The following is a 25,914-nucleotide window of genomic DNA, read 5'->3' on the forward strand; positions in this document are numbered from 1 at the left end:
GAAAAGGGGACCACCGATGCATTCAACGCAGACGACCATGGCAGCTCCGGCCAGGAGTGGTCAATAGTTGCCGTGAGCCAAGATTCTCACCTTGTCGACTGTGTGTAGTCTTATTTAGGTGATGATGCCGCAGTTTCAATGGCGTAGATCATGCCCGAAGCCCCGCTACCTTTGCTACTAGCGGTCACAGAAGCGTCAGCTCTTACGCAGATTTTCGTGGGATCTCTGTATGTAATCCAAACGTTTCCATCGTTGCTTACGTTCTCATTTCGTATCTCTCCAGTGTTGACTAAAAAAACTCGCTTCCAGCGTCCATTGCTGATCAGCCTTCATCAAAACCTCATATTGCTCGATAAGGTCTCGATGAGATGGATGAGCCGGTCTTGCAGGGGCAAGTCCAGATTGCCGCTCCCCGCGACATTGAACCAAGGTCCAATACCTGCCGGCGTACGCCAGTCCTATTCTTTCCCTGACGTACTTTCGTTCGGAGATTGCCATGACAACGTCAACAGGCCTGTTGACGGCAATGTCAAGTCGGCTGGTTTGCCGCTCCGTTCGAGCTTGAGTCGGGTCGTACGAACTCGCAGAGCCGCAAAGCTTCCCGCCGCGATGACGTACAGATTGACGCGCCTGCGCGCCCGGAAGCGGGAAATCCAACTGGAGGGTGAAGAAATGAAACCGTTACCGCTTCTCGTCGTGACCATCGCTGTTTCAGCCTGTGCAAGCCAACCGATGCCGCCGAGCGCACAATCGCTTGGAGAAAGCCAGCAGCCCGTCCCCGCAGTCTCGCAATGCATCGCCCAGAAATGGGCAGACCAGTCTCAACAGACGGTCATATCGCAGGTGATTGTGGCGAACAACCAGGCGATGGACGTCTACGCCCCGGGGCAGCAGCCTCCGAATGGCGCAGCCGCTCTCGTGCGGCCGTCGTGGACGGGTAACAGCAAAACGTCGGTCGGTTTCCGCGCAGGCAGCGGGACAGGCGGCAACACCGGCGGTGATGTTAGCGGCTGCCTCTAGGCAGCGGGTCAGTCTGCGTTCGGCATTGCGCACGTGCGCCGTTTTACTTTCTGGATGTCGCCAGATCTTCCTCCACAAAGCGCAGAATCGCCTCCGTCAGCGCCTCGCGGGGGTAAGCGTTCTGCGTGACGAACAGGGAGCCGATCATGGTGTGTGTTCGAGCAACAGGCACGGCCAATGCCCAGTGATCGGCATTAACATAGCCCAGGAGAGCGCTTCCGGGCACGACCTGATCATAGAAGATCACCTGGCTGTCGTTGCGGGCATCGACCCGCGAGAGTTTGTCGTAGCTCGATTTTAGTATCGACGATATGCGTTCCGGCTGAGGGAACGTCACGAGCGAGTAGTAGCGTAGGTCGTTCGGAAGTGGGTTCTGTGCCATCCACGCCTTGCGTGTTGCGGGGCGCAGGCTTTGCACGGCGCCGCCGTCTCCCGAGGTGCAGGTCGCGCCCGGAAAATGCCGCAGCATGTCAGCCTGATATTGCTCGGCATCGTTGGCGAGCGGCGAGCCTCCAACCGCTCCCGCTGCGCTGACGACAGCCGCCACGCGGCTACGGATCTCCGGATACGCGACGACAGCCTCCAAGATGTCCGCGGCACCCTTCGAGTAACCGACCAACACGAGCTGCGCTGCTCCAGCGGACAGTTGCATTGCCATGATGGCGTCGCGGATCTGATGTGCATTGTGGGTGGAACTCGACAGCCCGTCGACGTCGAGCATGACCCCGTCGTAGCCAAATTGTTGTAGCTGCTTGGTGACGGTTCCCGGCGAATTCAGCCACGGCTTGAAGCAGTCGTACCCGATGCCAGGGACCACTGCCGCGATGAGGTGGCGCCTCGATTGACCGAGATCGACGCTCGCGCCGGAGCCGGCAGGTTCAGTGCCGACGCGCGTCAGTGCGTCTTCGCAAGCACGGTAGTCAGGAAGTGCCGGGCCGTGAGCTTCAAGCACCGCACAGTAGATTTCGCGAAACCGCGCCCGCTTGTCCTGCACGCCCGCTTCGGATGCGGGAACGAGCGCGAGCGGCGGCGTGTCCGTCGTGTAGGGAACGAGCGGCTTCGTTGCGCACGCTACGAGTGCAAGGCAGGTCGTAAGGAGCGCGAAACTGACACCACCATTCTTCCACGCGCGCCGACCTGGAATCGGTCGCATCGAAACGCCATTTGGCGCTCCCGTGATGGAGTTACTTGCCGGCATTGCCGTTCTCCTTGCGTGCGGCGGACTCACGCTGCTCGAGGTAAGGCACCCAGTCAAGAATTTGCACGTTCGTAAAACTGAGCGGGCGTGTCGCGAAGAACATCACGGCACGCAGTCCGTCAGTGTAATAAGGCGTTCCATTCAGCGTTGTCCGCGGGTGTACCTGCGATGATGGACCCACGCCGTACACGAAGCCGAGTTTATCCAAACCGCCTGAATACATCAGGTCCTGGATCAGAAAGTTCCGCGCCTCGTCGACGTCCCCATGCAGCGCGTCGCCTGCCGTATGACGGTGCGCGAAGCGACCGCCGACCGGGCGACCGACCTGCCCCAGATACACTGCGTCACCGTTGAAGCGAATGGGCGCGAGCCATGCGCGCAATGAAGTGGAGGGCGCGCCCGCTTGCGCTTCCTTGCGCAGGACGACATCGGGTCTGCGTCCAAATACCCACTGCGAGAGGTCGTTTTCACGCATGTCGCGACGATAGCTACGCCGCACCATTGCGGCACCAATGTCCCCAAGCGTACCGACGACAATCACGTTCAACGGATCGGCTTCCGTTGTCCCGTGCTCATCAGTGGCACAACACGGCATCCGTTCGAGCGCTGCGCGCAACGACGCAAGGTCGTGGTAGTCCGTGAATACAATCTCGGGATACTGGAACGGGGCCAGCGCGAAACGCGGGTCCGCGGCATCGCCCGGTACCGGCAGAAACAGGGAGAAGGGGATCAGCGTTTTGCTTCCGAACAGATCGACATTGACGAGTTTGATCTGCCGGTCGGGATTGGTGAACAGAAACCCCGCGCGCGTTTCCCCGGGGGGAATGGGATTCCTGAATCCGAGCTTGTCCAGGTGGCTGTCGATGCTTGCATTCGTCGCGCCTCCGAGAAGCGTGTGCATGGACCACGCGACTTCGAGTGGCGAGAAGTAGTCCGGATCGGTGCCGGAATGCAGCAGCCATAACGCCTGCGAAGTCCGATTCTCGACTTCGATCCACAGCGGCTGGATGTTGGTCTTGTTGATGTCGGCGCCGAACATGCGCTTGCTGTCGTCTGGCCCCAGCACGGCCACGCTTACCCGTGCGTCCTGCTTCGTCGCGCTCACCGCACGCTCACGAAGCGGCGCGTCGTCGATGCTGGTTGGGGCTGTCCACGTCGCACAGCCTGCGAAAATGAGCGAGAGGACGACGCCGCCAGCCGCATTCTTCAATGCACGTTGCAGCGACGACGATTCGCTCATTGCTTTGCTCCTGAGGGCAGGGCGTTGAGCTTTGCCATCGCCTCCCAAGGGAGAAATTCGATCCCTGAGAGCGAGGTGGGTTGCCGGTCGAATACGAGTACCTGCCGATAGCCGTCGGTGTAGTAGGGGTCAGTGGTGAGATTCTCGCTCGGTGCGACTGACGGGGCGGCGCCGACTCCCTTTACGAATCCGATCTTCTGGAGGTTCTGGGAATAGGCCATGTCCTCGGTAAGTGATGTCCGCGCCTCATCTACGTCCGGGTCGATCTTGTGCGTCGTCAACGTCGGTGAGTGGAACGTAAGGCGAACGCCGATATCCCGGCTGATCTGGCCCACCCACACGGGCTTGCCCCGATAGCGCATCGGGCTGAGCCAGAGGCGTAAGTGATTGCGCTGGTGAATCGTGTCGCGCGCTTTCTGCAGAGCGAGGTCCTGCGCCCGGCCAAACAGATAAAGATCGCTGACAGGTGCGTTGACGTAACGCTCGCCGGAAAGCGCGGAGGTAATCATCTTCATGATTGCACCGGACCATTTTTGTTCGGTTGGACTCCAGCCTCGTCGGACCAGTGCGGGAAACGCGTCGTCGAGGCCTCCCACTATGACGAGATTGAGCGGATCGCCGTTCTTCGAACCGTCCTCATTGGTCGCGCAACAGGGAAGCGCTTCGAGTGCGACGCGGAAAGCCTCATCGTCCGTGTAGTCGACAATCGTTTCAGGCGGATAGACCTCACGCCGAAAGACTGCGCTGACATGGTAATCGGCGTAGAAGCCGGGCACCACTATGAGGAACGAGAATGTCTTTGCCTGCGCGCTCGCAACGAGGTCCAATTGGACGAGCTTCGCGCCCTCGCTGAGGTTGGTCAGCACATACCCCGATACGGTCTGCCCTGGCAGCACAGGGTTGCGGAAGGCGAGCCCGCGGAAGCGCCTGTCGATTTCGTCTTTCCCGCCGGGCGGTTTGTTGCCGTCAAACGCCTCGGCCGCTTCGGAAGACGGAAAGAAATTTGGGTCGAGGCCAGGCGACATCAGGAAATAGCTGACCGTCTCGTCGTTCTGAATCTCGATCCATACCGGCTGAATCCCCTTTTTCGCGAGCGGCACGCCGTAAACCGCCGCGCTTTCGTCAGCAGAAAGCACTGAAGCGGAAACCCGGAGCCCTCCTTCGGTGCGAGTCACGGCGCGGCTCTTATAGGTCAGTCCGCCTGCATCCGGTAGCGTAATGACGCAATTGCACAACACGACGGCGATGACAACCGCAGCCAGCAATCGATTCACAATGCGGTCCATTGCGTCATCCCTTTGCCGGGAGCCCGGGCCGCGCTCCTGTTAGTAGGCTAGTCTGAGCTGATCGTTACAGCAATTTCAGGCTGCTTTCCATGTAACTGTCTCCGATATGCGTGTGGAATTATAGTGTGCAGGTTACAGTGCGCCATCGTTAAAAATCGACAAGCGCGGCGCTTCGCGCATTAACGACGTCCTGTCCGGCATGACTTACCGTGAAGTTCTTCCTGCCGATGTACCCGTACCGCGTGAGCCATGAGATCGAGGGTCTGTGCGTTACCAGGCTTGTATCCGAACCATCGAAGGATGTAGCGGACACTCGTCGGTCTAAGGCAACGCTGAACAAGGCACTGAATTCGCGACGTTCCGACGATTGGTAGTTCGCAATTCGTGCTTATGCCACTATTTTTTGGCCCTTGCGGGCCCCACGCGCGGGCGCATAGCCCGCTTTTGCCCATTATGGGCATACCTCGATCATTAATCGCTTGCGCGACAGGTAAACGTTCGCGAGCGCGAACGCCGCAAGGGCACGGTTCGCATTCTTGACCGCGCCGATTTTGAGCGTCATGCCCCGCTCGCTGGACGTGTGTAAGCGCCTTGACGGCGTTCCGCTCGCCATTGAGCTGGCGGCCGCCCGCGCGGCGATTCTTGGAATAGAAGTCCTCGCCGAAAAAGTCGACGAGTCTATTTGGAAATTGGGAGGTGGGCATAGGACGGCACTGCCACATCATCAAACACTCGAGGCTTCATTTGATTTGAGCTATAACCTTCTTTCGGAAACCGAACGAAAGGTGCTCAGCCGGCTTGGTGTCCTTCGAGGTGCCTTTACCCTCAAGGATGCTCAAGCTGTCGCTGCATCGGAGGACCTCTCAGTTCACGACATAACAGAGGCCATCTGCGCGTTGATCGCGAAGTCTCTCGTCGCCGCACATCTCGAACAAGGGCATGTCGAGTACAGTCTGTTGGAGACCGTGCAAAGGCGGAGAAGCCGCAGGCGACCAACCATGACCGAACTGCCGTTGGACTTCGAGAGCGGTCGTTGCCATGCCGGCGATTCGAATGACGGCAACGGGTCGAGATGGAAGGACACCGCCCGTCTTTTTCACAAACCGCGTCAGTAGTTTTTTAGTTAGCTGGCACAGTTCGCATTTGTCTGCGCACCCGACAGGCCCATGAGCCAGCCACAACTGCACCAGAACATCAGCATGGTCGATTCCCACATGAAATCATCGGTGAGGTTCTTCGTGATCATGCCGATGATGAGAGCCAGACCTGCACGATAGAGGAGTGGGTGTGTCTTGCGCGCCTCGTAAAAACGGTAAGCGAGTGACGCAAAAACAATGATTTCGAGCGCTAGGCCGACAACCCCAACCTGCAGCAGCGTATTCAAAAACAGGTTGTGCGCGTGAGTCCGCACGTTCTCATCCAGTTCGACGAGGGTGGAGGGGATCAGGCTCCCGTAGGCAATTGACGGCAGCGGTTTGCCGAAGCCGATACCTATCCAGGGGTGTTTCAGCACCTGACTGCTATAGAAGCTCCAGATTTGCGGCCGGGTGTCGGCGGTGATGACACGGTCCGCTGCGCGTAACGCCGGAAACCTGGACATTAGTCCAACGTGATGGGGCGGATCGGCGTCGGCCAGGCGCGCCGCGGGGTCTTCAGTATGTAGGGATGCCAGCGTCATACCGATATAGGGCTTGGCCATCGTCGCGGACGTAGTCACCGTCTCCGATCGCGTCGCGTTGCTTGCAACCGTGGCGAGACGTAGTTTGTTACTAAAGCCCGCAGCGATCAAGATGGAAACAAAAAGTGCACTGAGTATGCACGCCGCACGCTTGCGGTCATTTGGCGTATGCGGCCATTGCAATATCACCACGACCGCGGCAAGCGCGACCCAGAAGAAGCGGTTCAGTGTGGCACCACCGATGATGACGCAGAAAAGGATGCCGGTAAGTCCGCGGATCCGCGTATCGGCATTTGCAGCCATGACGCCGAGTGTGGGTATCGCCATCAGCGCCAGGGTGCTGGTGTGTCCAACGCGGGGATAAAAGTGCAGCAGACCAGATTTCGGCAGGGCCGGATCGAGCAAGTGGAAATACGCGACGCTGATGCCCGCAAGAATCAGGCACGCAGCCCATAGGGCAATCTGCAGGCGCCGCACGTGGCGTGGTTGCTGTGCGGTCAGCCAGAACACGTAGAAACCTGTGAGCGGATAGCCGACTTCGTCGAACCACGCGTGTACGCTAATGGCGGGGTCGGCTGACCAGCTTGCTGACATGAGTGTCCAGATTGCCCAGAGGCCGAGCGGCAGCAGGAGTGGGCGCGTATGCGAGTCCTTGAGCAACGATCTGCCGGCACACCACGCGCCAAGCACGACCAGCATCCCGAGATCTACATATTTGATGGCCATCACGTGGTCGAACATCGCCACGAAAATCAGTATGGCGCAACCCACGGACAGCGTTTCCCCGATCCGAGACTGAAATCTCAGGTCATTCATCTCATTTTCTATTCAAGATTGGTAAGAAATTAGAGTCGGGCGGATTGTACGCCAAACGTCCTCGGCCGGTCTGCGATCGGTGCACGAGATTGCACGCTAGTCAAGGGCCAGATGCGAAAGGGCATCGAAGGGAATTAAGCCCGTGTACTCACGGATGACCGTTGGTCCTCAAAAGCTACTGTGAGGTCCGCCGGAAAAAGTGGACGCCAACATTCCGTAAAATTGAGGAATGGAGGCATACATGAGTCGAATCCCCAAAGCCGTCTACACGAAGGAATTCCGTGAAGAGGCGGTGAAGCTTGCAATGACCGAGGGCGTTGGCGTATCGGAGGCTGCGCGTCGGCTGTCGATATCAATGAAGACGGTGGCAAACTGGGTGCGTGCTGCGAAGGCAGGCAAGCTGGAACGTGTAGGTCAGCATCAAAAGCCGCTGACGGAGATCGAAGCGGAACTCGGGCGAGTCAAGCGGGAGCTGGCGGAAGTTAAAATGGAGCGCGATTTATTAAAAAAATTCGCGACGTACTTTGCGAGGGAGTCGCGGTGAAGTACGGCGTGATTGAACAGATGCGACAGGACTATCCGGTGCCGCCGATGTGCCGGCTGCTGGGCGTTTCCGTGAGCGGCTATTACGCGTGGCGCAAGCGCTCGCCGTCGTTGCGGGCACAGCAGGAGCCGAGACTGGAGGCCGAAGTGCTGGCGGCGCATCAGCGCACGCGTGAGAGCTTCGGGCCCGAACGCTTGCAGAAGCACCTCGACGAGCACGGCGTGCGGCTCGGTGTTCACCGCATAAAAAGGCTACGCAAAAAGCTGGGACTACGCTGCAGGCAGAAACGCAAGTTCAAGGCGACGACCAATTCGAAGCACGACCTACCGGTGGCGCCGAACCTGCTGAACCAGGATTTCACTGCAACCTCGCCGAATCAGGCCTGGTGCGGCGACATCACGTATATCGCGACTGACGAGGGCTGGCTGTACCTCGCCGGCCTGAAGGATCTGTTTAGTGGGGAGCTCGTCGGCTACGCCATGAGCGAGCGCATGACGAAGCATCTGGTAATGCAGGCGCTGTTCCGTGCGGTTGCATCGCAGCGCCCGGCGCCCGGCCTGATCCATCACACGGACCGTGGGTCCCAATACTGCGCTCACGCCTATCAGGATCTCGTCGGCCAGTTCCGCATGCAGGCGTCGATGAGTCGACGAGGAAACTGCTTTGACAACGCGCCGATCGAATCGTTTTGGGGCACGCTAAAAAGCGAGCTGGTCTATCATCGACGCTTCGCCACGCGCGATGAAGCCAAGCGATCCATCAGCGAATACATCGAGATGTTTTATAACCGGCAGCGCACGCAGGCTCGTCTCAATTACCTGTCACCTGTAGCATTCACGCAGCGATACTATCTGAATCAGGTCGCTGCTTAACCCGTTGGCGTCCACGCGTCTCGACCGACCTCACTGTTCCCGTGTGAAGCATCCGATGGCAGAAGTGGGTCGCACGGAAGTTCGTCGTGGGACCCGGTCCAGTCACGTTCCGCCACCGGGAAGAACTGGCTTAGCGAATGTTGGCGCGCAGACTACGTTGAGACCGTCGATATGCGCGCCTATCGGCTTTCCGAAAATGGCAGCAACGATCCTTCGGAAGGGCGTCAGTCAGCCCCATTGATAGCGATCGGACTCTCTGGAACACCCTCAATGCCTCGCGCTGGTTCCGACGGGACGCTAACTCGTGGATATAGGCGGTGGCGGCCGCAGTCTTCGCTCAGAAGCGGAAAGGTGGCTCGCCTGGTGAAAGAAATACACCTACGCATGCCCGCTTTCATGCCAATCATCTATCTCGGTTCGAGCCCGATGCTCAAGCGCACTGAGTGCCATCAGTGGGTCGATTTTGGCTCTTGGAATGACCATTTCGATTACCGGGGGCGTGCCTTTGGCCTTATCCCCGTCGGTACGTTCAATCACGGCATGGCATACCCACTGAACGCCAAGCTCATCCGCCGCAGCATCGGCGGTCACGCGAAAACCACGATGTTCAAAAGCCACAAACCCTCCAGACACAGAACGAAACGCAAGTTCCTCGACACCTACACGGCGAGGACTGCGGGAAGGCTAGCATGGGGGAACAACCCTCTGCATTGAAGTGCCGAATTCCATTACACACGGCTGACTCTTGTGCAAAAGTGCGCACCTCGCTGAAAGGGAGCGCAGCAGGCGCAAAGCAGAACCACAACTGATCGAAACCATGAAAAATTAAATGGAGATCCGACTCGACAAATGGCTGAAAGGCGAGTTTGACCCGCCGCCAGCAATTTGCACGACGCAGGGGCGTGGCACGATCCCTTGCTGGGTTCGGCGGTAGCGTCCGCCCCAGTAACCGGCCAACCGCTTGTCGAGAACGAACGCTCCTTCCTACGGCGATAGCTGACGTCGGAGCGGGCTCGGTTCTGCGTCAGCTATGTGGCGGATTGCCGCTCACGGCGGTGTCGAGCAGCCGGACGGCAGGTTCCTCGATCAGTGCCCGCACACTCTTATATGGACACCGCCCGGTTTGCCAGGTTGATCTTGTGTGATACGTGAACAAGGTATCGGCTGCGGTCTTATATGCGGCCTTTTGCAAGCCGAAGCTGCGGGCCCTGATGGAATTCGCCAGGAACGTCCTCATCTCGGCCACGTGCTTGAGGCACAAGAGTGTGTTCAGGTTTGCGTTCCTGCGGTCCGACCTGTCTCGCCATCACATTGAAATCAACCCTAGCAACCTACCAGTTTCTCAACGCTTCAAAGTGCTCATCCTGCTATGCAGGTCTGTTGCTCACATGATGCGCTTCGTACGGAGTTCCGTGAGCGAGGATCGCCCAGGCGATTCGCGCCATTTTGTTCGCCATGGCCACTGTTGCTACATTTGCTGGACGTCGCTCCTGTATTGCCTTTTGCCATCCGGTTGGTACTTTGGCGTGACACAGAACAGAGCGCGCCCCATGTATCAGCAACGTACGCAGGTATGGGTCGCCACGTCTGGAGATCGAGCCCAGCCGTATCTTTCCGCCGGTACCATTCTGACGAGGAACAAGTCCCAGAAACGCGGCGAACTCGCGCCCCGACCTGAATGTATTCGCATCTCCAATTGTTGCTACTAAGGCCGTTGCAGTTAGGCGACCGATACCCGGCACTTCGGAGATCGCACGACATGCAGCTTCCTGTTTCTGCCAGGCGCCAATCCGCTTCTCGAGTTGATCGATGTCCTCTTCAAACAGGGTGATCCGACGCAACTGTTCGAGAAGGTTAAGAAGTATCGATCGTGGCAGCGTGTCTTCGAGTTCTGCCATGCGCTTTCTGATCTCGTCGAGTCCTGCTACGCGTCCTGCACGAAACGTAACGCCGAACTCATACAGCAACCCACGCAGCTGATTTATCTGCATCGTTCGAAACTTGACGAGCAACGAGCGCATACGATGAAGGCTTAGCATCACTTGCTGATCCTCTGTCTTGGCGGCAACCGTGCGCATGCCGGGTTGCTGCACTGCAGTCCAGATTGCCCGCGCGTCCGCCGCGTCGGTCTTGTTCGTTTGCACGAAAGGTCGAATGAATTGAGCGTGTAACAGCACCACCTCGTGTCCGAGCGCGCGGATCTTACGCGCCCACCAGTGAGCACTTCCGCACGCCTCGAGGGCGACGCGACCGGCGGGGCGCTGCGCCAGAAATGCAATTAGATCGTCACGTCCGAACTTCCGATTCGCGATCTCGCCAGTTTGGGCGTCGACCCAGTACATCTGGAACACCCGCTTTGCAATGTCGAGTCCGTATGTCGTAGCATTCATCTGGGGCCTCCGTTCCATAAGTGGTTGTGTCGCAACTCCACTCTGGCACATTGATGCCGTTCGGTCCTGGGGGCCCTCAATCGTGCCCAGTTCCCCGGAGGGAGGGCGGTGTCCATTCCATCTCGACCCCATTCAGCGTCTGTTTCATCGATCGTATCTGTCGTTTCAGATTTCGAGTCCGCTTATCGCGACACAGCCGTCCAGGTTAACTACCCTGATAGATATCGCACGACAGGCCCACCACGCACGGTTGGCCGTCTCGGGTTTTGCCGTAGCCATTTCGTCCGCCCGGTTGGGCTCCGTAGTTCCACGTACCGTCGCCCACCACCGGTTGAATCCGCCGCTACTTCTCTGCCGTTCGGAGAATGATCAGGCGACTGTGCGCCATCGGTCTGGTGTGGACCAATCGGCGTTTTCCGATCGGTCCCGGACCTCCGCGAAAGGACATGTACCGCGCGAGACGCCCGTGTACTCGGCGCGCACGCTCGATGCGGTTGCCGCGCACACGCAAGCCGCCGGATGAGCACTGCGCGGTAGGCCGCGTGAGAAGTCAGCGGCATCAATCCGCCGCGCGGGATCGAACGATCGTGTTTAGCGATGCGCCGCACGGCCCTTCTTTTTTAAGGACAATCCCTACTATCCAGACGTGGAAGCGGGGCGCCGTAGGGGCCGAAAATGTGGCCCCGTTTTCGCGCGTTGTATGCGATATTCCCGTCGCATAAAAAATGGTAAGGTCCTCTCACCGTCTGTCCGGCAACTAACCCGCGAATGGCCATCAAGCTTGCTCGCGCGGTGCCGACAGGCCAATCATCGCTTTGTGCGCCCAAGCCCTGTATCCAATCTGACGCGAACAACGATGATCCAGCTCAATCGGATTGCTATTGGCCTTGTTGAAACCGACGAGCACGCTCAATTCTCCGATTATTTCGCGAGGCCGGCAGCCCGTTCTATTTCATTAGGTAAACGTAACGCGTGGGCAGGCTTGAATCGCTTACGTAGCATCGTCACGGCAATCTGCGCCGCCTGCGCGCTGGTGGCCGGATTAGGCGCATGTAGCTCGCAAGCGCAGACATCGCGCGTTCCACCTTCTGCCCAGCCACCTGCAAGCGTCAGACTCTGGTGCGCCGAACCGCCCGGCTATTACCCGTCCGTACAGACCTGTTCGAGCGGCTGGCAGCGACGCGCGCCCGATCTGCCCGCCTCCGCGGTTTCTCCACCCGTGCTGGTAATTCCGGTCCAGCCTCCCGCAGAAGGACGATCGAAATGAAAACTATCCGACCGGTTCTGTGCACGCTCGCGCATGCCACCCTTGTGACCGCAGCGCTCGCACCGCTACTGCTGGCGGGATGCGGCGGCGGCAGTGACGACTCGACAGCGTCGAGCGGCACGAGCTCCGTGAAGCTCGCCGACACCTCGTCAGCCACGAGTTCGGTGTCGATGTCGCCACTGTCGAGCACGGTGGCGAGCACGCTGGTGAGGCCTGCGTTCTACACGGCCCCGGTGGTGTTGAACGCGCCTTCCGACATCGACAGCGTGGCGCCTTTCGCGTCGGCCAATCAGCCTCCTGCCGCGCAAGCGTCGACGTCGACAATGGCGGTCGTGTCGCTTGCGCAGCTGACGCCGCAAACGATTGCTCGGTATGCCACGAAAACTGCGCGGGCGGCGTCGAATTCAACGCAGGTGACGACGTATACGCCGGCGCAAATTCGCGCGGCCTATCAGCTACCGCCGCTGCCGTCGTCGTGGAGCAATCTGAGCGCGAGCGAGGCCGCGCGAATGGGCGCCGGCCAGACGATTTACGTGATCGATGCGATGAGCGATCCGAACATCGTCAAGGAACTCGCGGCGTTCGACCAGAAATTCGGCTTGCCGGGCTGCACGACGACCACCATCGCGCCGAACGCGTCGCTGCCGCTCGCGGCCCCTGACAGCAACGCGTGCCAGTTCTCGGTCGTGCACTCGACGACCAGCGGCGCGATGACGTCGAACGCGCCGTCGTACGACTCGGGCTGGGCCACCGAAATCGCGCTCGACGTGCAGTGGGTCCACGCTACCGCGCCGCTCGCGCGCATCGTGCTGATCCAGGCGCCGGATGCGTCGACCGGCAGCATGACCGCGGCGGTCAACCTCGCGAACGCGATGGGGCCCGGCGTCGTGTCGATGAGCTTTGGCGCGCCCGAAGGCTCGTGGACCGGCTCCGTCGACTCGGCGTTCAAGCACGCGAACATGACCTACGTGGCCGCTACCGGCGATAACGGCACCGGCGTCGAATGGCCGTCCGTGTCGCCGAACGTGCTGGCCGTCGGCGGCACCCGTCTGAGTTACGACGGCACCACCAAGAACGAAACGGTGTGGTCAGGTACCGGCGGCGGCATCAGTCAGTACACCTCGGTACCGGCATATCAGAACACGTCGGTGCCTAGCCTCGGCACGCTGACGAAGCGATCGGTTGGAGACGTGTCGTTCAACGCGGATCCGTTCAGCGGTCAGTACGTCGCGGTCATCACGCCCGTCGCGGCCGCGCCGAGCTGGTACAGCGTCGGCGGCACCAGTCTGTCGACCCCGCAATGGGCCGGCATCGTCGCCGTCGCCAATGCACAGCGGGCGCGCAACAGTCTCGGCGCACTCGGCCTCGCGCAGACGCAGCTGTACGGTACCGTCTCGACCGACGCGGGTCTGTACGCGAATGCGTTTTACGACGTCACTTCGGGCAACGACGGTTACTGCTCGAGCTGCTCGGCCCATACCGGCTACGATCAGCCGTCGGGTCTCGGTACACCGGTGGTCGGCAGCCTGCTGTCGACGCTCGGTGTGTCCAAGGCGCCGCCGCCGGTCGTGTCGGCCGCGACGGTCAAGGGTACGGCGGGCAGCGCACTGTCGTTCACGGTGGCGGCCAGCTCGTCGGACCCGCTCAGCTGGTCGCTCGCGAATGCACCGCAGGGCATGAGCATAGATAGCTCCGGTCAGGTGACATGGGCGCAGCCGGTCGCCGGCACTTACAAGGTGACCGTGACCGCGAAGGATACGGTCACCGGCTCGACGGGCAGCGCGAGTGCGAACGTGACTGTCGTCGCGGCATCGAAGCCGGTCGTGCAGGCAGCGACGATCGTGGGCCAGGCGAAACAGCCGCTCAGCTATCAGGTCGACGTCAGTGCGGCCGATCCGGTCAGGTTCTCGCTCAGCGGCGCGCCTTCGGGCATGTCCATCAGCAGCGCCGGCGTGATCAGCTGGAGAACGCCTGCGAAGGGCACGTATAGCGTCAGCGTCAAGGCGACCGACACCAGCAACGGCCAGTCCGGTTCGGCGACGATGAGCGTGCGGATCTCGTCCGTGGCAACGGGCCCCGCGATCTCGGCTGCGCCGATCAGCGGTGTTGAAGGCAGCGCGGTCAGCGGCGTGATCGGTATCGAGGACCCAGGCGCGGACAACGTGAAGGTCGACATCAAGGGCGCGCCGTCCGGCATGGTGTTCATCGAGAGCGGGCCGGGCTTCGTTGCCAAATGGCTGCACCCGGTCGCCGGAACCTACACGCTAACGCTGACCGCGGTCGATTCGGCGGGGCTTAGCTCGCAGGCAAATCTGGTGGTGACGATCGGCACGCGCTGAGCCGACTCGTCACGCTGCCGCAACATCGCTGCCGGCGACGTTGCGGCGCGCAGTTGGTGAAAGCGCGGCTTGGGAGTGAGAAGGCAGCGAGTCTGTGGGTCAGCATCGCGGCCGCGCCGATCGGTCCACACCAGGCCGATGACGTACAGTCGCCTGATCATTCTCCGAACGGCAGAGAAGTAGCCTGGAGCCACCTCACCACCGCCGACAGCCGAAAGTCCGCAATGGCCTGCGGATTCAACCGGTCGATGCAACGGCTTGCTGAAATCGTTCAGCTGGTGTGTCGAAGTCTAGTGTTTTTCGGCGACGTTCGACCGGCCGCTGCGTCGGCTTGACCGGACATTCAACCGATTGCCAGGTCAGCTGTCGCACAACTTGCAAGTCGTGCGGCCAATTCAGCGAGCAAGCCAACGCCACAGCAACCAGGCGCAGAGTGCCCAGATAGCCAGAATCGTGGCGAGACCGACCATGCTACTTTGCTTCACCGGTTTGCCAGCTAGCCAGACTTCGGCCTTTCTGCGATTGACTTCGATGACTGCCTTCGGGATGAGGCGCAAGCAGAGCCAGACTCCAAGCGGCACGACGACCAGATCATCCAGATAGCCGAGGACGGGTATGAAGTCGGGAATAAGGTCGACCGGGCTAAGCGCATATGCCACCGTTGCCAATGCGAGAAATTTCGCAAGCAACGGCGTGGCCGGATCGTGGCTGGCGAACATAAGCGTGACTACGTCTCGCTTTAGCCGCGTTGCCCAAGCTGTGAGTGATTGCAGCATCTAGCGTCGAGCTCCACTTGCGAGTGCGCCGACAGGCACATGAGAGATTCCTCACGGGACTTTATCGCAGCTGTTGCGTTGGGCAGTGGCGCATAACTTGTAATCCCTGCGACAACGGCGGCTGGGGTCTCCGCGTTCATCAATCGACAGCGTGGGAACTCAGTTCGCCCAGTCCGGGCCGGTTTTGCATCCTCGTATCGGCGATTGCGCGGTGTCCTCGCGGGCAGGAACAGTTCGATGAGTGACCACAGGTCGACGTCCATAAGCTCTTTAGGCTCTAAGGCCAACGAATCATCCTGCTCAATCCGCATGACGGCACCAGCAGTTGATCGCTTCAGCAGTAGATCGGGCTAGGATTGTGTTCCAGTACCCACGGTTGCCTGTTCCTCCAGCCACCCACGCCACACTGCCATCAGGACCGCCAGGATGACAGGGCCCACAAAGAGCCCTACCAGGCCGAAGGCCGCAAGCCCGCCCAGCACACCGAACACCACCAGAAGAAACGGTATCCGGGTAGCACTGCTGATCACGAGCGGACGAATCAGGTTGTCCACCCAGCTAACGACCAGTGCACCCCAGAGTAAAAGGCCGACCCCTGCTAGCGTTTTTCCTGTGACGAGGAGCCATACCCCGATCGATCCCCATACGAACGGAGTGCCAAAAGGTATCAACGCGATCATCACCGTGAACGCAGCCAGCAACACCGGCGCCTGCATTCCGGCCACCCAGTAACCCAGGCCGGCAAGCGCGCCCTGCGCCAATGCTGTCAGCACGAGCCCGTAGACGACCGCCTTGGTCGTGCCGCCGATAGAAGCGAGATAGGCGTCCATGCGATCGCCCAGAAAACCCCGTAGTACGCGGCGCACCTGATCCAACGCGCTTTCGCCGTCCCGGTACATAAAAAACAGCGTCAGCAAGGCAAAGCCTAGCTTCGTCGCATTGCGACCCACGCCGCCGACTAACTGGCCGACCTCCCCGGTCCACTGCCGGCCCCATTCAGCGACTTGCGCGCGAAAAGCTGTCGGATCGGCCGAGACCTGATTCAGTAGCTCCTGCAGCCACTGCCCAAGCCACGGGATGCGCACAATCAATTCCGGCAATGTATGCGGGCCATTGGCGAGGTAGCCGGCGACGGTCTGGTAGGCCGTGACCAGTTCGCCACGCAGCAGCATGATCAGCCAGATTGACGGCAGAATGAACGCCGCTGAGAGAATGATCGTCATCAGCAGCGCGCTGCCGGTAGCGTTCCCGCGCATAAGCGAGCGCAAGCGGCGATAGACAGGCCAGGTCACGTAGGCAAGGATAGTGGCCCAGGCGACAGGCACCAGGAACAGGCGCAGCACTACGTAGCTCAGCACGACGAGCCCGCCAAGAAGAAAGGCGAGGATGACGCGCTTGACCAGGGGCTTCGGATAACTCTCGCACATGAACGCCTTTCCTTTAGATCCGCTGAGAATTTGTGGGCGCACCGGTGCTTCCGCGCGCCGTGGCCCGTGGTCGCCACAGGAAGCCCGTTACCGACGCGCGCCTGAGCCCCCTGCCAAACGTCGACGTCGCATGCCGGAATGCCGCGCGCAACTCTGCCTCACTGACTACCCGCGGCCTTGCAGCACGGCAATACGCCTGTCGATCGGTGGATGCGTGGAGAACAGCCCGAGCCAGCCTGGCTTGTCGGTGATGCCGGACGCCTTGAAGGATTGCGGAAGTTCGCCGGGTGCAAGTCCACCCAGGCGGGCCAGCGCATTGATCATCGGTCGCGGAGAAGCCAGCAGTTGTGCAGAGCCCGCATCAGCGCGGAACTCGCGCAGGCGCGAGAAGTACGCGACGATCACCGAAGCGAGAATGCCGAAAACGATCTCGCAAACAATAACGGTTATGTAAAACCCGGGACCGACACCGCGTTCGGTACGAAACAAGGTCTTGTCCACAAAGTACCCGACCACACGGGCGAAGAAAACCACAAAGGTATTCACCACGCCTTGAATGAGCGTCAAGGTCACCATGTCGCCGTTGCTGACGTGCGAAATCTCATGGCCAAGAACCGCCTCCACTTCCTCCTGGTTCATCGATTGCAGCAAACCGGTGGAGACAGCCACCAACGCGGAATTCTTGAAAGCCCCTGTGGCGAACGCGTTTGGTGCGCCTTCAAAAATTGCGACTTCCGGCATGCCAATGCGAGCACGCTGCGCGAGTTCCCGCACAGTGTCGACCAGCCATTGCTCAGTCGCATCGCGCGGCGAGTCGATGACGCGCGCCCGGGTTGTCCATTTCGCCATCGGCTTGGAGATGAAAAGCGAAATGATCGAGCCGGCGAAGCCAATCACCAGCGAGAACACGAGCAGCGCATTGACGTTAAGCCCGCTCCCGGTCAAGAAGCCACCGACGCCCAACACGTTCAATACGATCGAAAGCACCAACATCACCGCGAGGTTGGTGGCGAGGAACAGCAAAATTCGTTTCACTGGCAAGTCTCCTGTGGAAACCGGCTGAATGACTGCGATGACAGAGAACCCTCAACTCTCCTTTGACACCGGATAACCGAAAGGTTTATGTAATATTGCTATTTCAACATTAGACGATTGCTATCTTTCTTCGCGAGACGCTTAATCCTGCTCCGTGCAGGTGGGCCCACTTGGGAGAATTCTGATGAGCAAGAAATCGTCCTCCGACGATGTCGGAGGTTCGAAGCTAAAAAAGCTTTCGGCGATGTAGATGCATTACTGTGCGATCCCAATGCGAGGTTGCTGGTTACAGCCAACGCAGCGCTGCGGACGACAGACGAGGTAGCCAGTCCCAGGAAGTAGCGTTTAAGGGGGAAGGAGACGTGGGAAGGAAAACTTCGGCCTGTCGGAAGCGTGCAACCGCGATGTTTTTTGCCGGGTCTCGGGGCTCACCCACGACGACGTTCAATTTTCAGGCACTGTCGGTATGCTCTTGCGCTTCGGACCAATCTTTCCGAGTTTCGTGCGTGCCTGACGAAGTACGTGGACGGCCGCGTCATGGCCAGCGTCGCCAGCAATGCGGCGACGATCAGATCGGGCCAGGCCGCCCCGGCTCCGAATACCCCCACAGCAGCCAGCAGGACGGCGATGTTGCCGAGAGCGTCGTTCCGCGTGCAAAACCAAGCGACTGGCCGGCCGGGGGGGCGCGATCCTTGCAGTGCCCACCTCCGTTTCTAAAGTGGACGTGTCGAAACTCCACTCTGGCACATTGATGCCGTTCGGTTCTGGAGGGCCTCCGCGTTCCAGCTGAACCCCACGTCCTCCAAGGTAGGGCGGTGTCCATTCCATCTCGGTCGGCTACGGTCTGACGCGTGATGCGCGGCCCAGAGGGTCGATTGAATTTTGGCCAGGGACGGACCGGCGTTGGCTACGCCGACGGCTGTGGAGTTTGGTCGCATGCGCGGCTTTGGCAGCGGCCCGTTCAGAGCGGAATTAGGGACAAACGGCCGCCGCCGCGACATAGAGCAAGAGCGCTATCACTACCACTGCGGTAAATCCAAGATGGATCGCCAGCACCGTTGCCAGAACTGCAGCCACCACGGAAGCACAGGCGTTGATGCCCCACGCCCAGGGCACCAGCGCTTCGGCGCTCGCGCCAACGCGCCCGAGTCCCAGTGGGAAGGGTATTCCCATCGCAAACGCGAGCGGTGCGACGAGCAGCGCGGAGATAGCGATCCTGGCTGGATCGGGCAGGGAAATCGGCAGTCGGAACAGGGTGGGGAGGATGGCCAGGTAGAGCAGGGAGATAAGGGAGATCGCGAAGACGGCCCTTGTCAGCAGGGACGGGCGACCTCTATTCCAGTGCGACCGTGGCGCGGTGCTGGGTAAGTGCGCTCCGCCCCCTTGCAGGCGCTGCGAATATCGGCTTCCCAGTCCGGCAAACGAGAGGAACGCGCATAGCACCACCGCAACAGCATAGAGCGGGTGACTCAAGAACAGGATGAACTTCTGGATAAACGCGATTTCGACGAACATGAAGGCGAAACCAATCGCGAGGAAATAGATAGCAACTCGCCGCCCGGATAAGGCCGCTGATGCAGTGGCGTTGTCGACAAGGGTTGTCGTTGACGATGGCGAGCTGTGAGCCAGGCGTTGGCGGCGCCTTATCATCCAGAGGGGAAAGAGGATCAATATCAAAGCTGCCAATGTGGCCTGAAGCAGGGTCGCAATCAGCACCGGGTAGCCCCATTCCAGCAAAGGCAACCCGCCTTGCTCCTTCAAGGCGAGGAGTTCGGGCAGCGAACGCCATTTGAAGAAGTGAAAGAAGTACGGTTTGTCATCCGTGGCGGGTCGAACATCGAACTTGTAGCGTGCCCAGAACTTGTCGCGATCGGGGCTCAGCAAGGCTTGCGCGGCTTCGAAGAAGTATGGCGTTTCAAGCACGTTGTAGCGATTCGCTTCCGCGGCGTGCATCCCGGGGTAGTATCCGACGTCGAATGAGCGCGCACGGCAGAAGCCCCGCAGTGCGACGATTTCCATGCCACTGAACTCTCCGTTCTTGACCAGCAGCGTCGTAGTCTTCCAGCCGCGGATCAGCACGAGCCGGCGGGAGGGTTGCGCCACGCCGACGCCCTCCATGGCCAGCATCCCCGTTGCAAACAATTTCAGGATGTCGCGTGGCGGCAGCGTGACCCAGCGCGTAATCGCCAGCATGCCGCCTGGGTTGAGATGGCGAAGATAATCCTGGAACGCCTGCACCGTGTACAAATAGCTCTCGGAAAGCGCGTAAAGACCGGCCGACGTGGCGTTGAACGAATCCAGCAGCGCGACCTGGATGAGATCATAGCGCTCGCCGTGCCCAGCGATGAAGCTTCGCGCTTCGCCGGTAAAGACGTGAACGTTGGGTGCGCTGTAAGGCTTGCCGGAGAAGTCGGCAAAGCGGCCTTCCACCGCGTCGATCACCTGCGGATTCAGTTCCACCGCGTCGATTGCGCTCGCCTGGTGGTAAAGCGCCTGCAACACATCGGCCCCGGCGCCGCTGCCAAGTACCAAGACTCTGGGGCGCTCCAGCAAGTGGTAGGGAAGCGCGGAGGTGAGGTAGTCCAGATAACTGAGTGACTCGCGCTGTCCGTCATAGCGATTGAGCGCGGAGAGCCCGTCACCATCAGTAAACACGCCCAACTGTGGCGGCGGCTCCATGGTCGCGTTGAGGCTGAGCCCCGGTGCGTGGCGGAAAGGAATCAAAGGGCTTTCCACTACCGTGATGAGACCCAGCGGGCTCGAGCTTTCAGCGATCACGTGTGCGTCTTTGATGCGCAGTGTCTGGCTCAATTCCTTGTAGTCGGACGGCCGTAGAGCGACCCAGTCGCGTGGCAGGATGGTCAGCGAAATGGCCGCGGCTCCCACCAACAGCACCGGCAACCAGTTTCGATGCCAGCGACACTCGATGCATGCCAGCGCGGCTGCCGCCAGACCCACACCGCCCAGGAGGCGAAGCGCATCCAGCGGAGCAAGGACAAATAGCGCAACGATGATGGCGAGGCTGCCTAATCCGGCTCCCACAATATCAAAACTGTAAATGCGGGGAATCTGATCATTGAACCGTGTGAAGGTGAGACAGACACTGGTCGCGGCGCAGAAGAAAGGGACGAACAGGAGCAGATAAATCAGCAGCAGGCGCAGCGGCTGCTGCGGATCCCACAGAATCTCCAGGGGGTTGAACGCGACGCGCTGGGCAAGCGCGAAAGAGGCGACCGCGGAAACGCCGAACAGAATGGCGCCGCCAGCGAACACGGCCGTAAACCTGGGCGCTAGCCAGCGCTGCGCTAACGCCACCATCGCACCGGCTGCACCGTATCCCAGCAGGGCGACACTGATCATCATATAGGCGAAGTGGTGCCAAAGGATGATGGAAAACAGGCGCATCAACAGGATCTCGTAGCCGAGCGCTGCGGCCGAGAGCAGGGAGAGGGCGAGCAAAGGCGCAGTGGGCATGATCGCGTGAATGGGAATGGATGCGGCATGAAGGATGCGCTCGACCAGAGACAAGGCAGGTGCAGGGGATCGCCATGTCCATTTGCTCTCTCACACCTCATCCCTGAATCAGTGCCCGGCCAATGGCACGAATCTGACGGGCAAGATCTGTTTGGTGGAAATCGTTCCGTCGTCCGATTTTTCGATCAGCAGCAGGTACTGGGTCAGAAACTGCGCGCCCACCGGAATAACCATTCTGCCGCCCGGCTTCAATTGCCGCACGAGGGGGGGAGGGACATGGCTGGCAGCGGCGGTGACGATGATGGCGTCGTAGGGCGCGTGGGCTTCCCACCCGTAATAGCCGTCGCCCACCTTGGTTTCCACTTGCTTGTAGGCGAGCCGTTGCAGGCGCTCCTGCGCCTGCATGCCCAAGGGTTCGACGATCTCGATCGAATATACCGCTCGTGCCAGACCTGCCAGGATCGCCGCCTGGTAGCCGGAGCCGGTGCCGACCTCGAGCACGATATCGGTAGGCTTAATCACCATCAGGTCGGTCATCAGGGCAACAATGTAAGGCTGCGAGATTGTCTGGCCATAGCCGATGGGAAGCGGCCTGTTCTCGTATGCGTTGTGCTCCTGCTCGGGCGGAACAAATTTGTGGCGAGGCACCTGTTCCATGGCCGCCATGACGCGCGCATCGATGGCATGCCTGCCGGTTTCGGTGCCGGTGTCAGCAGTCAGTGCTGCGATCTCCTTGACCATTCTCGCCCGGCGTAGCGCAAAATCGTCGGCGGCGTGAACACCGGAATACAGCCACACCAATGCAATTGCTGGAATCAGGATGTGCAGCCAGCGCGTCATCGGTTTCACAATGGTCCCTGTCGCCTGACCTACTGTAATTCTACGCTCATGCGCGGGCTGGCTTCGCGTCGAACACTTCCGGCGGCCTGTCATGCATCAGGCCGGCCTCTCGCCATTTCCGAACTAGCAAACGTCCGCATCCTCCGCGCTCAGTGATTGAAGTACCATGGCGCAGCCGCACGTCCTGTGTAACTCATCCCGCGTTGCCCAGCCGGCAGTACTGAGCTCGACACCAGATCGGGATCCGGCGGAAAATATCCGGGTCTTCCGCTTTGAGCCTTGCATCTTTTGCAGGGCAGCATGGGTGCACCTTGACCAATGGCCGCTATAAGGGCCGAACAGCGGATAACCAATGCGTTTGTCGCAAACGTCGTGTGTCGGTCCAATAGCGGCCGATTGGTGTCTCGCGCGACCGGCCGGAGTGGGTCTCGCGTGCTGACTGTCGCGAGAACACCAGGGCTCGATCACGTGCGATCGGCGATCAGCGCGCGAATGCCGAGAAATCCCTCGACTTCTCCGCAGGCCAATCCTGCCGAACACGCTTGCCCGGTCCGGATTGGACGCCGACTGGATTCGTTATGCGCCGCTGCCGTACGGCTGCGTGATGATCTCGAGATTGTGGCCGCTCGGATCTTCGAAATACGTGCCTCGACCGCCATCGTTCGTATTGATCTCACCCTGCCGGCGGTGAGAGGGATCCGCCCAGTAGGGAAATCCGCGGCTCTGTATTCGCGCAAGAATGCAATCGAACTCGGTCTCGCTCACCAGAAACGCATAGTGTTCCGGCCGCGTTTGATGATCATCGCTGGAGAAGTCCAGCGTGACGCCGTTATCCAGTTGCACGGCAAGGAACGGCCCGAATGGCTTCGGCTCGGGAAGTCCGAGTATTTCTGCGAGAAATGCCGCCGATGCATTCCTGTTCCGCGCGTACACGATCGTGTGATTAAGCGTGATGCTCATGTTCGCTGCTCTCCTTTCGCCGCTTGTGTGACAGTGCCTGTTCACGGTGCCGGCCAGCATCATCGCCCAGCGCCCACGCCGTCCCTCGCGCAACCGCTGAACGTTGCGCCGATCAGTGCGGCTGACCGAGGCATGCATCGGCGACGTCGACGATCGGCTCGCTATCGGCGTGGGCTTCGGGAAACCGATCGACACATTTGATCTGCAGTAGCGTCCACCATGTGCCTGGCGGATCGTGGCCAAGCCACATTACCGTCGCGGCCGCTTTGGTTCGAAGCCTCCATCGCTGCCAGTCGGCGCCCGTTGGTGAAAAATGGCCCTGACTGTCGACGTACTGGCCCGGGTCCAGATCGTAGCGTTTCAGGTAGGCCGGATTAAGGCGCTCATCGAGCGTAATCTGCCCACCATGGGCGATGCGCGCCCGTTCCCGTGTCTCGTCCTGACTGAATTCGCTCACCGCGCGGCTGACGACCGACAACTCGAACAGCAGCGCTGCACCGGTTGCCAGGCATGTCGCGGCAATGCAGAGCACGAGCACCCAAAGAATCCGCCGTCCGACTGTCAGTGTGCGTGCCATCAAATCCCCTGGCCCCGCAAAATGTAATGAAAACAACTCGTGCCGTTCCAGCGCGGAATTTCAGCAGACGTTTCCGCTCCCCTCTTTAAACGATACAACTTCACGTGCCGGTGGTCCAGACCGCTGCGATGTTCCGGGCCCTCGACACGGCGGCAATATGAACTGAAGTGGGACGCGTCAGGAAACCATGCAGTGGTGAGCGCCGACGTGGAATGGTGCCGCGGATATTGCATCGGGCGTCGCGTTGATTGGGGCTGTGGAAAAAGCGCTAGAGCTACCCGTACCCCCAAAAAGCTCTTCGCCCAGGTGGTGCTGAATGTCCGGTTCAAGGCTTAATCCAACCATACATGCCCAGATGGCGGCCGTCCGAAAAGGGTCCGACTACGGTCAATTGCACCCGGTCGCCGCCGATCTCCTTCAATCGCCCGTCCTGCGCATGGATGGTTATTCGGGCTGCAGCCGTGCGGACGAGAGTGGCGCGCCATTGTCAAATCCGATTTCACGGTCGAAAGGCTGCAGGCCGTCAGTCAGATAGATAGTCACTTTGGGCGTGGCGACCTTCGGGGGCCGCCCGGGCAGACAATGTCGTCCGCGCGGGGGGATGGTTATGGTCGAGGAGAATCGTTGTGCTGTGGCGATCACCGCCTGGTCAGCATGCGGGCGATTTTCTGCACGATGAGCTCATGCTGCTCCAGCGCCTCATCGAGCGTACGTGCTCCGTAGCTCCTGTTGTCTCGCGCTTCCATTCCGGCGACGCGCGCCACGAACAGCGAACCCTCCCCGGTTTTCGGTTCGGACACACCGCGGAAGCGGGTGGTGACCGTCACACCGGATTCGTCCAGCAGCGTGCGGCGGAAGATCAGTTCGTTCTCTGTCATCCAGCGCGACCACTCGCCGCGGTCGAACACCTCGACAGGTCTGTTCTTCGCATCGAGGACATAGAAGCGTTCCCTGCCGGACGGGACGGAGCGTGATTTCATATTTCAATGCGAAGGCGTGAGCAGGAAGCCGATCACCTCCCGCCACCAGGTTTCGTCGACGCGGCCGATCCAGTCGTTATGTTCAGCCGCCTTCACCACTATCAGTTGTCTCGGTTCGGCCAGCGAGTTGTAGAGCGCTTCGCCGAAGCGCGGGGGGACGATGCTGTCGCGCTCCGCAACCACGACGAGAACAGGGCGCCCGAACGACGCCATATGGGTCACGCTGTCGTATCGGTCGCGCAGCAGCCATTTCACGGGCAGCCACGGATAGTGATAAGCGGCGACGTGCTCAAGCCGATCCCATGGCGTGATGAGCAGCAAGCCAGCGGTCTTGTCGCGTTCACGCGAGCCGGCGGCGGCCGCCACGCCGGCCCCGAGCGATTCGCCGATGAGCAGCAGCGGCGCGCCATAGAGCCGATGCGCCAGCGCGATGGTCTGTTGGGCATCACCGACCAGACTCTCTTCGCCCGGCGTGCCGTCGCGCGGCCCGTAGCCTGGATATTCGGCGAGGATCACGCGCAGCCCGAGCCGCGTGAGCGCTGCGGCGTAGAACGAACGGTGTCCGGCGTGCCCGGCATTGCCATGAAAGACGATGACGGTGGCGCGCACGGATCCGACGGGCTCGGCCACGAGGCCCCGGAACGCCTCAGGTGTCGGCCAGGCGCGAAGTACGCTGGAAACGACGTCCCCGGTTGCAGCCTTCTCAGGGAAGTAGATAAAGCGATCCTGCAAGATGGCTACTCCAGCGAACACAATCAGGAACGCAACGGTGAGACGCAACATCAACCCGGTGAATTTCATCGCCTTGAGCCCGATCCACCGATCGTTTCAGTAACGAACCCAGTTTAGCGCGCATTGACCACCGCTTATATCCCTGCGTGTCGTCGCGAGCCACGCGCTGACGGCGCCGGGAGGGACGGCTCCAGGGCAACGGGCAGATGGCAACGACGCCCCCGCTTGCACAGCGGACCGTGGACCAGTCTTGTGCTGCATACTTCAGTGGATCACACCACCGAAAGCATCGACGGCGAGCGGCCTTGTCGTTTCAATATTGGACCGGACCCGGCCATGAAGCGACGATCATCTGGGGCTACCGAATGACCGATCTTGGCGCCATTGCGGCCGCTTTGGGCGGCTGATAATGAAACGGACGAGTGCGATGTCTCCGGCACGGCGTATTCTCCGCACATAATTC

General features: G+C 60.3%; 20 protein-coding genes. 5 read left to right on the top strand and 15 right to left on the bottom strand.

Translation table 11 applies throughout. From position 1 onward, the window contains the following. Positions 1-672: 672 nt before the first annotated feature. A complete protein-coding gene (locus tag B0G74_RS32720) occupies positions 673-1,020 on the top strand; it encodes a hypothetical protein (protein WP_132381251.1) in 348 nt (115 codons plus the stop codon). A gap of 43 nt (positions 1,021-1,063) precedes the next feature. On the opposite strand, the gene B0G74_RS32725 is transcribed toward B0G74_RS32720, so the two are convergent. Genes B0G74_RS32725 through B0G74_RS32735 form a run of 3 tightly spaced genes read right to left on the bottom strand, consistent with a single transcriptional unit; the run spans position 1,064 to position 4,744 of the window. Next, positions 1,064-2,218: a hypothetical protein gene (locus tag B0G74_RS32725; protein WP_243658418.1), complete on the bottom strand. Its 1,155-nt coding sequence runs from the start codon at positions 2,216-2,218 to the stop codon at positions 1,064-1,066. Next, on the bottom strand, positions 2,205-3,458 hold the full coding sequence (locus B0G74_RS32730) for an LssY C-terminal domain-containing protein (RefSeq protein ID WP_132380180.1): 1,254 nt from the start codon (positions 3,456-3,458) through the stop codon (positions 2,205-2,207). The genes B0G74_RS32725 and B0G74_RS32730 overlap by 14 nt, the downstream gene beginning before the upstream one ends. Further along, on the bottom strand, positions 3,455-4,744 hold the full coding sequence (locus B0G74_RS32735; RefSeq protein WP_132380183.1) for an LssY C-terminal domain-containing protein: 1,290 nt from the start codon (positions 4,742-4,744) through the stop codon (positions 3,455-3,457). Before B0G74_RS32735 ends, B0G74_RS32730 begins: the two co-directional genes overlap by 4 nt. Positions 4,745-5,280: 536 nt before the next feature. Here B0G74_RS32735 and B0G74_RS32740 point away from each other — a divergent pair. Further along, complete coding sequence (locus B0G74_RS32740; RefSeq protein WP_165923954.1) at positions 5,281-5,859, top strand: hypothetical protein; 579 nt, start codon at positions 5,281-5,283, stop codon at positions 5,857-5,859. Positions 5,860-5,867: 8 nt separating this feature from the next. Here the strand turns inward: B0G74_RS32740 and B0G74_RS32745 are convergent, their stop codons facing one another. Further along, on the bottom strand, positions 5,868-7,238 hold the full coding sequence (locus tag B0G74_RS32745) for an O-antigen ligase family protein (protein ID WP_132380188.1): 1,371 nt from the start codon (positions 7,236-7,238) through the stop codon (positions 5,868-5,870). Positions 7,239-7,479: 241 nt separating this feature from the next. Here B0G74_RS32745 and B0G74_RS32750 point away from each other — a divergent pair. Further along, positions 7,480-8,654 (top strand): IS3 family transposase gene (locus tag B0G74_RS32750; RefSeq protein WP_132373085.1). Its coding sequence is split into 2 segments (ribosomal slippage): positions 7,480-7,750 and positions 7,750-8,654, totalling 1,176 coding nucleotides; the frame shifts between segments, so codons are not numbered across the junction. Between the two features lie 378 nt (positions 8,655-9,032). Here the strand turns inward: B0G74_RS32750 and B0G74_RS32755 are convergent. Both B0G74_RS32755 and B0G74_RS32760 read right to left on the bottom strand, forming a co-directional pair. Next, positions 9,033-9,272, bottom strand: coding sequence for a hypothetical protein (locus tag B0G74_RS32755; RefSeq protein ID WP_132380191.1), 240 nt, complete (start codon positions 9,270-9,272; stop codon positions 9,033-9,035). 749 nt (positions 9,273-10,021) lie between these two features. Continuing rightward, positions 10,022-11,044 carry an IS110 family transposase gene (locus B0G74_RS32760; RefSeq protein ID WP_132380194.1) on the bottom strand — a complete coding sequence of 341 codons (1,023 nt, stop codon included), beginning with the start codon at positions 11,042-11,044 and terminating at the stop codon, positions 10,022-10,024. Positions 11,045-11,900: 856 nt separating this feature from the next. Here B0G74_RS32760 and B0G74_RS32765 point away from each other — a divergent pair. Both B0G74_RS32765 and B0G74_RS32770 read left to right on the top strand, forming a co-directional pair. Further along, a complete protein-coding gene (locus tag B0G74_RS32765) occupies positions 11,901-12,311 on the top strand; it encodes a hypothetical protein (protein WP_243658419.1) in 411 nt (136 codons plus the stop codon). Beyond that, entirely contained in the window at positions 12,308-14,650 is a 2,343-nt protein-coding gene (locus B0G74_RS32770; RefSeq protein ID WP_132380196.1) for a S53 family peptidase, read from the top strand. The genes B0G74_RS32765 and B0G74_RS32770 overlap by 4 nt, the downstream gene beginning before the upstream one ends. 395 nt (positions 14,651-15,045) lie before the next feature. Here B0G74_RS32770 and B0G74_RS32775 read toward each other — a convergent pair whose 3' ends face one another. The 9 genes from B0G74_RS32775 to B0G74_RS32820 all read right to left on the bottom strand — a co-directional run bounded on the left by B0G74_RS32775 (position 15,046) and on the right by B0G74_RS32820 (position 25,520). Further along, positions 15,046-15,426 (bottom strand): YkvA family protein, encoded by a 381-nt coding sequence (locus B0G74_RS32775; RefSeq protein WP_132380199.1) that lies wholly within the window; start codon positions 15,424-15,426, stop codon positions 15,046-15,048. A gap of 350 nt (positions 15,427-15,776) precedes the next feature. Further along, entirely contained in the window at positions 15,777-16,853 is a 1,077-nt protein-coding gene (locus B0G74_RS32780; RefSeq protein ID WP_132380202.1) for an AI-2E family transporter, read from the bottom strand. 165 nt (positions 16,854-17,018) lie between these two features. Continuing rightward, on the bottom strand, positions 17,019-17,888 hold the full coding sequence (gene htpX, locus B0G74_RS32785; RefSeq protein ID WP_132380204.1) for a protease HtpX: 870 nt from the start codon (positions 17,886-17,888) through the stop codon (positions 17,019-17,021). A gap of 972 nt (positions 17,889-18,860) precedes the next feature. Further along, a complete protein-coding gene (locus tag B0G74_RS32795) occupies positions 18,861-21,362 on the bottom strand; it encodes an SAM-dependent methyltransferase (RefSeq protein WP_132381257.1) in 2,502 nt (833 codons plus the stop codon). A gap of 108 nt (positions 21,363-21,470) precedes the next feature. After that, the gene (locus B0G74_RS32800; protein ID WP_132380207.1) at positions 21,471-22,202 is read right to left on the bottom strand and encodes a protein-L-isoaspartate(D-aspartate) O-methyltransferase; all 732 of its coding nucleotides are present in this window, start codon (positions 22,200-22,202) and stop codon (positions 21,471-21,473) included. 576 nt (positions 22,203-22,778) lie between these two features. After that, entirely contained in the window at positions 22,779-23,162 is a 384-nt protein-coding gene (locus B0G74_RS32805; protein ID WP_132380210.1) for a VOC family protein, read from the bottom strand. Positions 23,163-23,274: 112 nt separating this feature from the next. Next, positions 23,275-23,739 (bottom strand): hypothetical protein, encoded by a 465-nt coding sequence (locus B0G74_RS32810; protein ID WP_132380212.1) that lies wholly within the window; start codon positions 23,737-23,739, stop codon positions 23,275-23,277. A gap of 638 nt (positions 23,740-24,377) precedes the next feature. Continuing rightward, entirely contained in the window at positions 24,378-24,719 is a 342-nt protein-coding gene (locus B0G74_RS32815) for a hypothetical protein (protein WP_132380215.1), read from the bottom strand. Positions 24,720-24,722: 3 nt separating this feature from the next. Next, entirely contained in the window at positions 24,723-25,520 is a 798-nt protein-coding gene (locus B0G74_RS32820; protein ID WP_132380218.1) for an alpha/beta fold hydrolase, read from the bottom strand. Positions 25,521-25,914 lie beyond the last annotated feature (394 nt).

Origin of the sequence: Paraburkholderia sp. BL9I2N2 (assembly GCF_004339745.1) — a bacterium.
Classification (GTDB): domain Bacteria; phylum Pseudomonadota; class Gammaproteobacteria; order Burkholderiales; family Burkholderiaceae; genus Paraburkholderia.

What these genes read in the sequence shown, in the direction of transcription:
- B0G74_RS32775 (WP_132380199.1), bottom strand. Translation starts at nt 15,426, where the DNA reads ATGCTGCAATCACTCACAGCTTGGGCAACGCGGCTAAAGCGAGACGTA.
- B0G74_RS32815 (WP_132380215.1), bottom strand. Translation starts at nt 24,719, where the DNA reads ATGAAATCACGCTCCGTCCCGTCCGGCAGGGAACGCTTCTATGTCCTC.
- B0G74_RS32720 (WP_132381251.1), top strand. Translation starts at nt 673, where the DNA reads ATGAAACCGTTACCGCTTCTCGTCGTGACCATCGCTGTTTCAGCCTGT.
- B0G74_RS32735 (WP_132380183.1), bottom strand. Translation starts at nt 4,744, where the DNA reads ATGGACCGCATTGTGAATCGATTGCTGGCTGCGGTTGTCATCGCCGTC.
- B0G74_RS32760 (WP_132380194.1), bottom strand. Translation starts at nt 11,044, where the DNA reads ATGAATGCTACGACATACGGACTCGACATTGCAAAGCGGGTGTTCCAG.
- B0G74_RS32805 (WP_132380210.1), bottom strand. Translation starts at nt 23,162, where the DNA reads ATGAGCATCACGCTTAATCACACGATCGTGTACGCGCGGAACAGGAAT.
- B0G74_RS32820 (WP_132380218.1), bottom strand. Translation starts at nt 25,520, where the DNA reads ATGAAATTCACCGGGTTGATGTTGCGTCTCACCGTTGCGTTCCTGATT.
- B0G74_RS32770 (WP_132380196.1), top strand. Translation starts at nt 12,308, where the DNA reads ATGAAAACTATCCGACCGGTTCTGTGCACGCTCGCGCATGCCACCCTT.
- B0G74_RS32730 (WP_132380180.1), bottom strand. Translation starts at nt 3,458, where the DNA reads ATGAGCGAATCGTCGTCGCTGCAACGTGCATTGAAGAATGCGGCTGGC.
- B0G74_RS32765 (WP_243658419.1), top strand. Translation starts at nt 11,901, where the DNA reads ATGATCCAGCTCAATCGGATTGCTATTGGCCTTGTTGAAACCGACGAG.
- B0G74_RS32800 (WP_132380207.1), bottom strand. Translation starts at nt 22,202, where the DNA reads ATGACGCGCTGGCTGCACATCCTGATTCCAGCAATTGCATTGGTGTGG.
- B0G74_RS32725 (WP_243658418.1), bottom strand. Translation starts at nt 2,218, where the DNA reads ATGCCGGCAAGTAACTCCATCACGGGAGCGCCAAATGGCGTTTCGATG.
- B0G74_RS32780 (WP_132380202.1), bottom strand. Translation starts at nt 16,853, where the DNA reads ATGTGCGAGAGTTATCCGAAGCCCCTGGTCAAGCGCGTCATCCTCGCC.
- B0G74_RS32795 (WP_132381257.1), bottom strand. Translation starts at nt 21,362, where the DNA reads ATGCCCACTGCGCCTTTGCTCGCCCTCTCCCTGCTCTCGGCCGCAGCG.
- B0G74_RS32810 (WP_132380212.1), bottom strand. Translation starts at nt 23,739, where the DNA reads ATGGCACGCACACTGACAGTCGGACGGCGGATTCTTTGGGTGCTCGTG.
- B0G74_RS32745 (WP_132380188.1), bottom strand. Translation starts at nt 7,238, where the DNA reads ATGAATGACCTGAGATTTCAGTCTCGGATCGGGGAAACGCTGTCCGTG.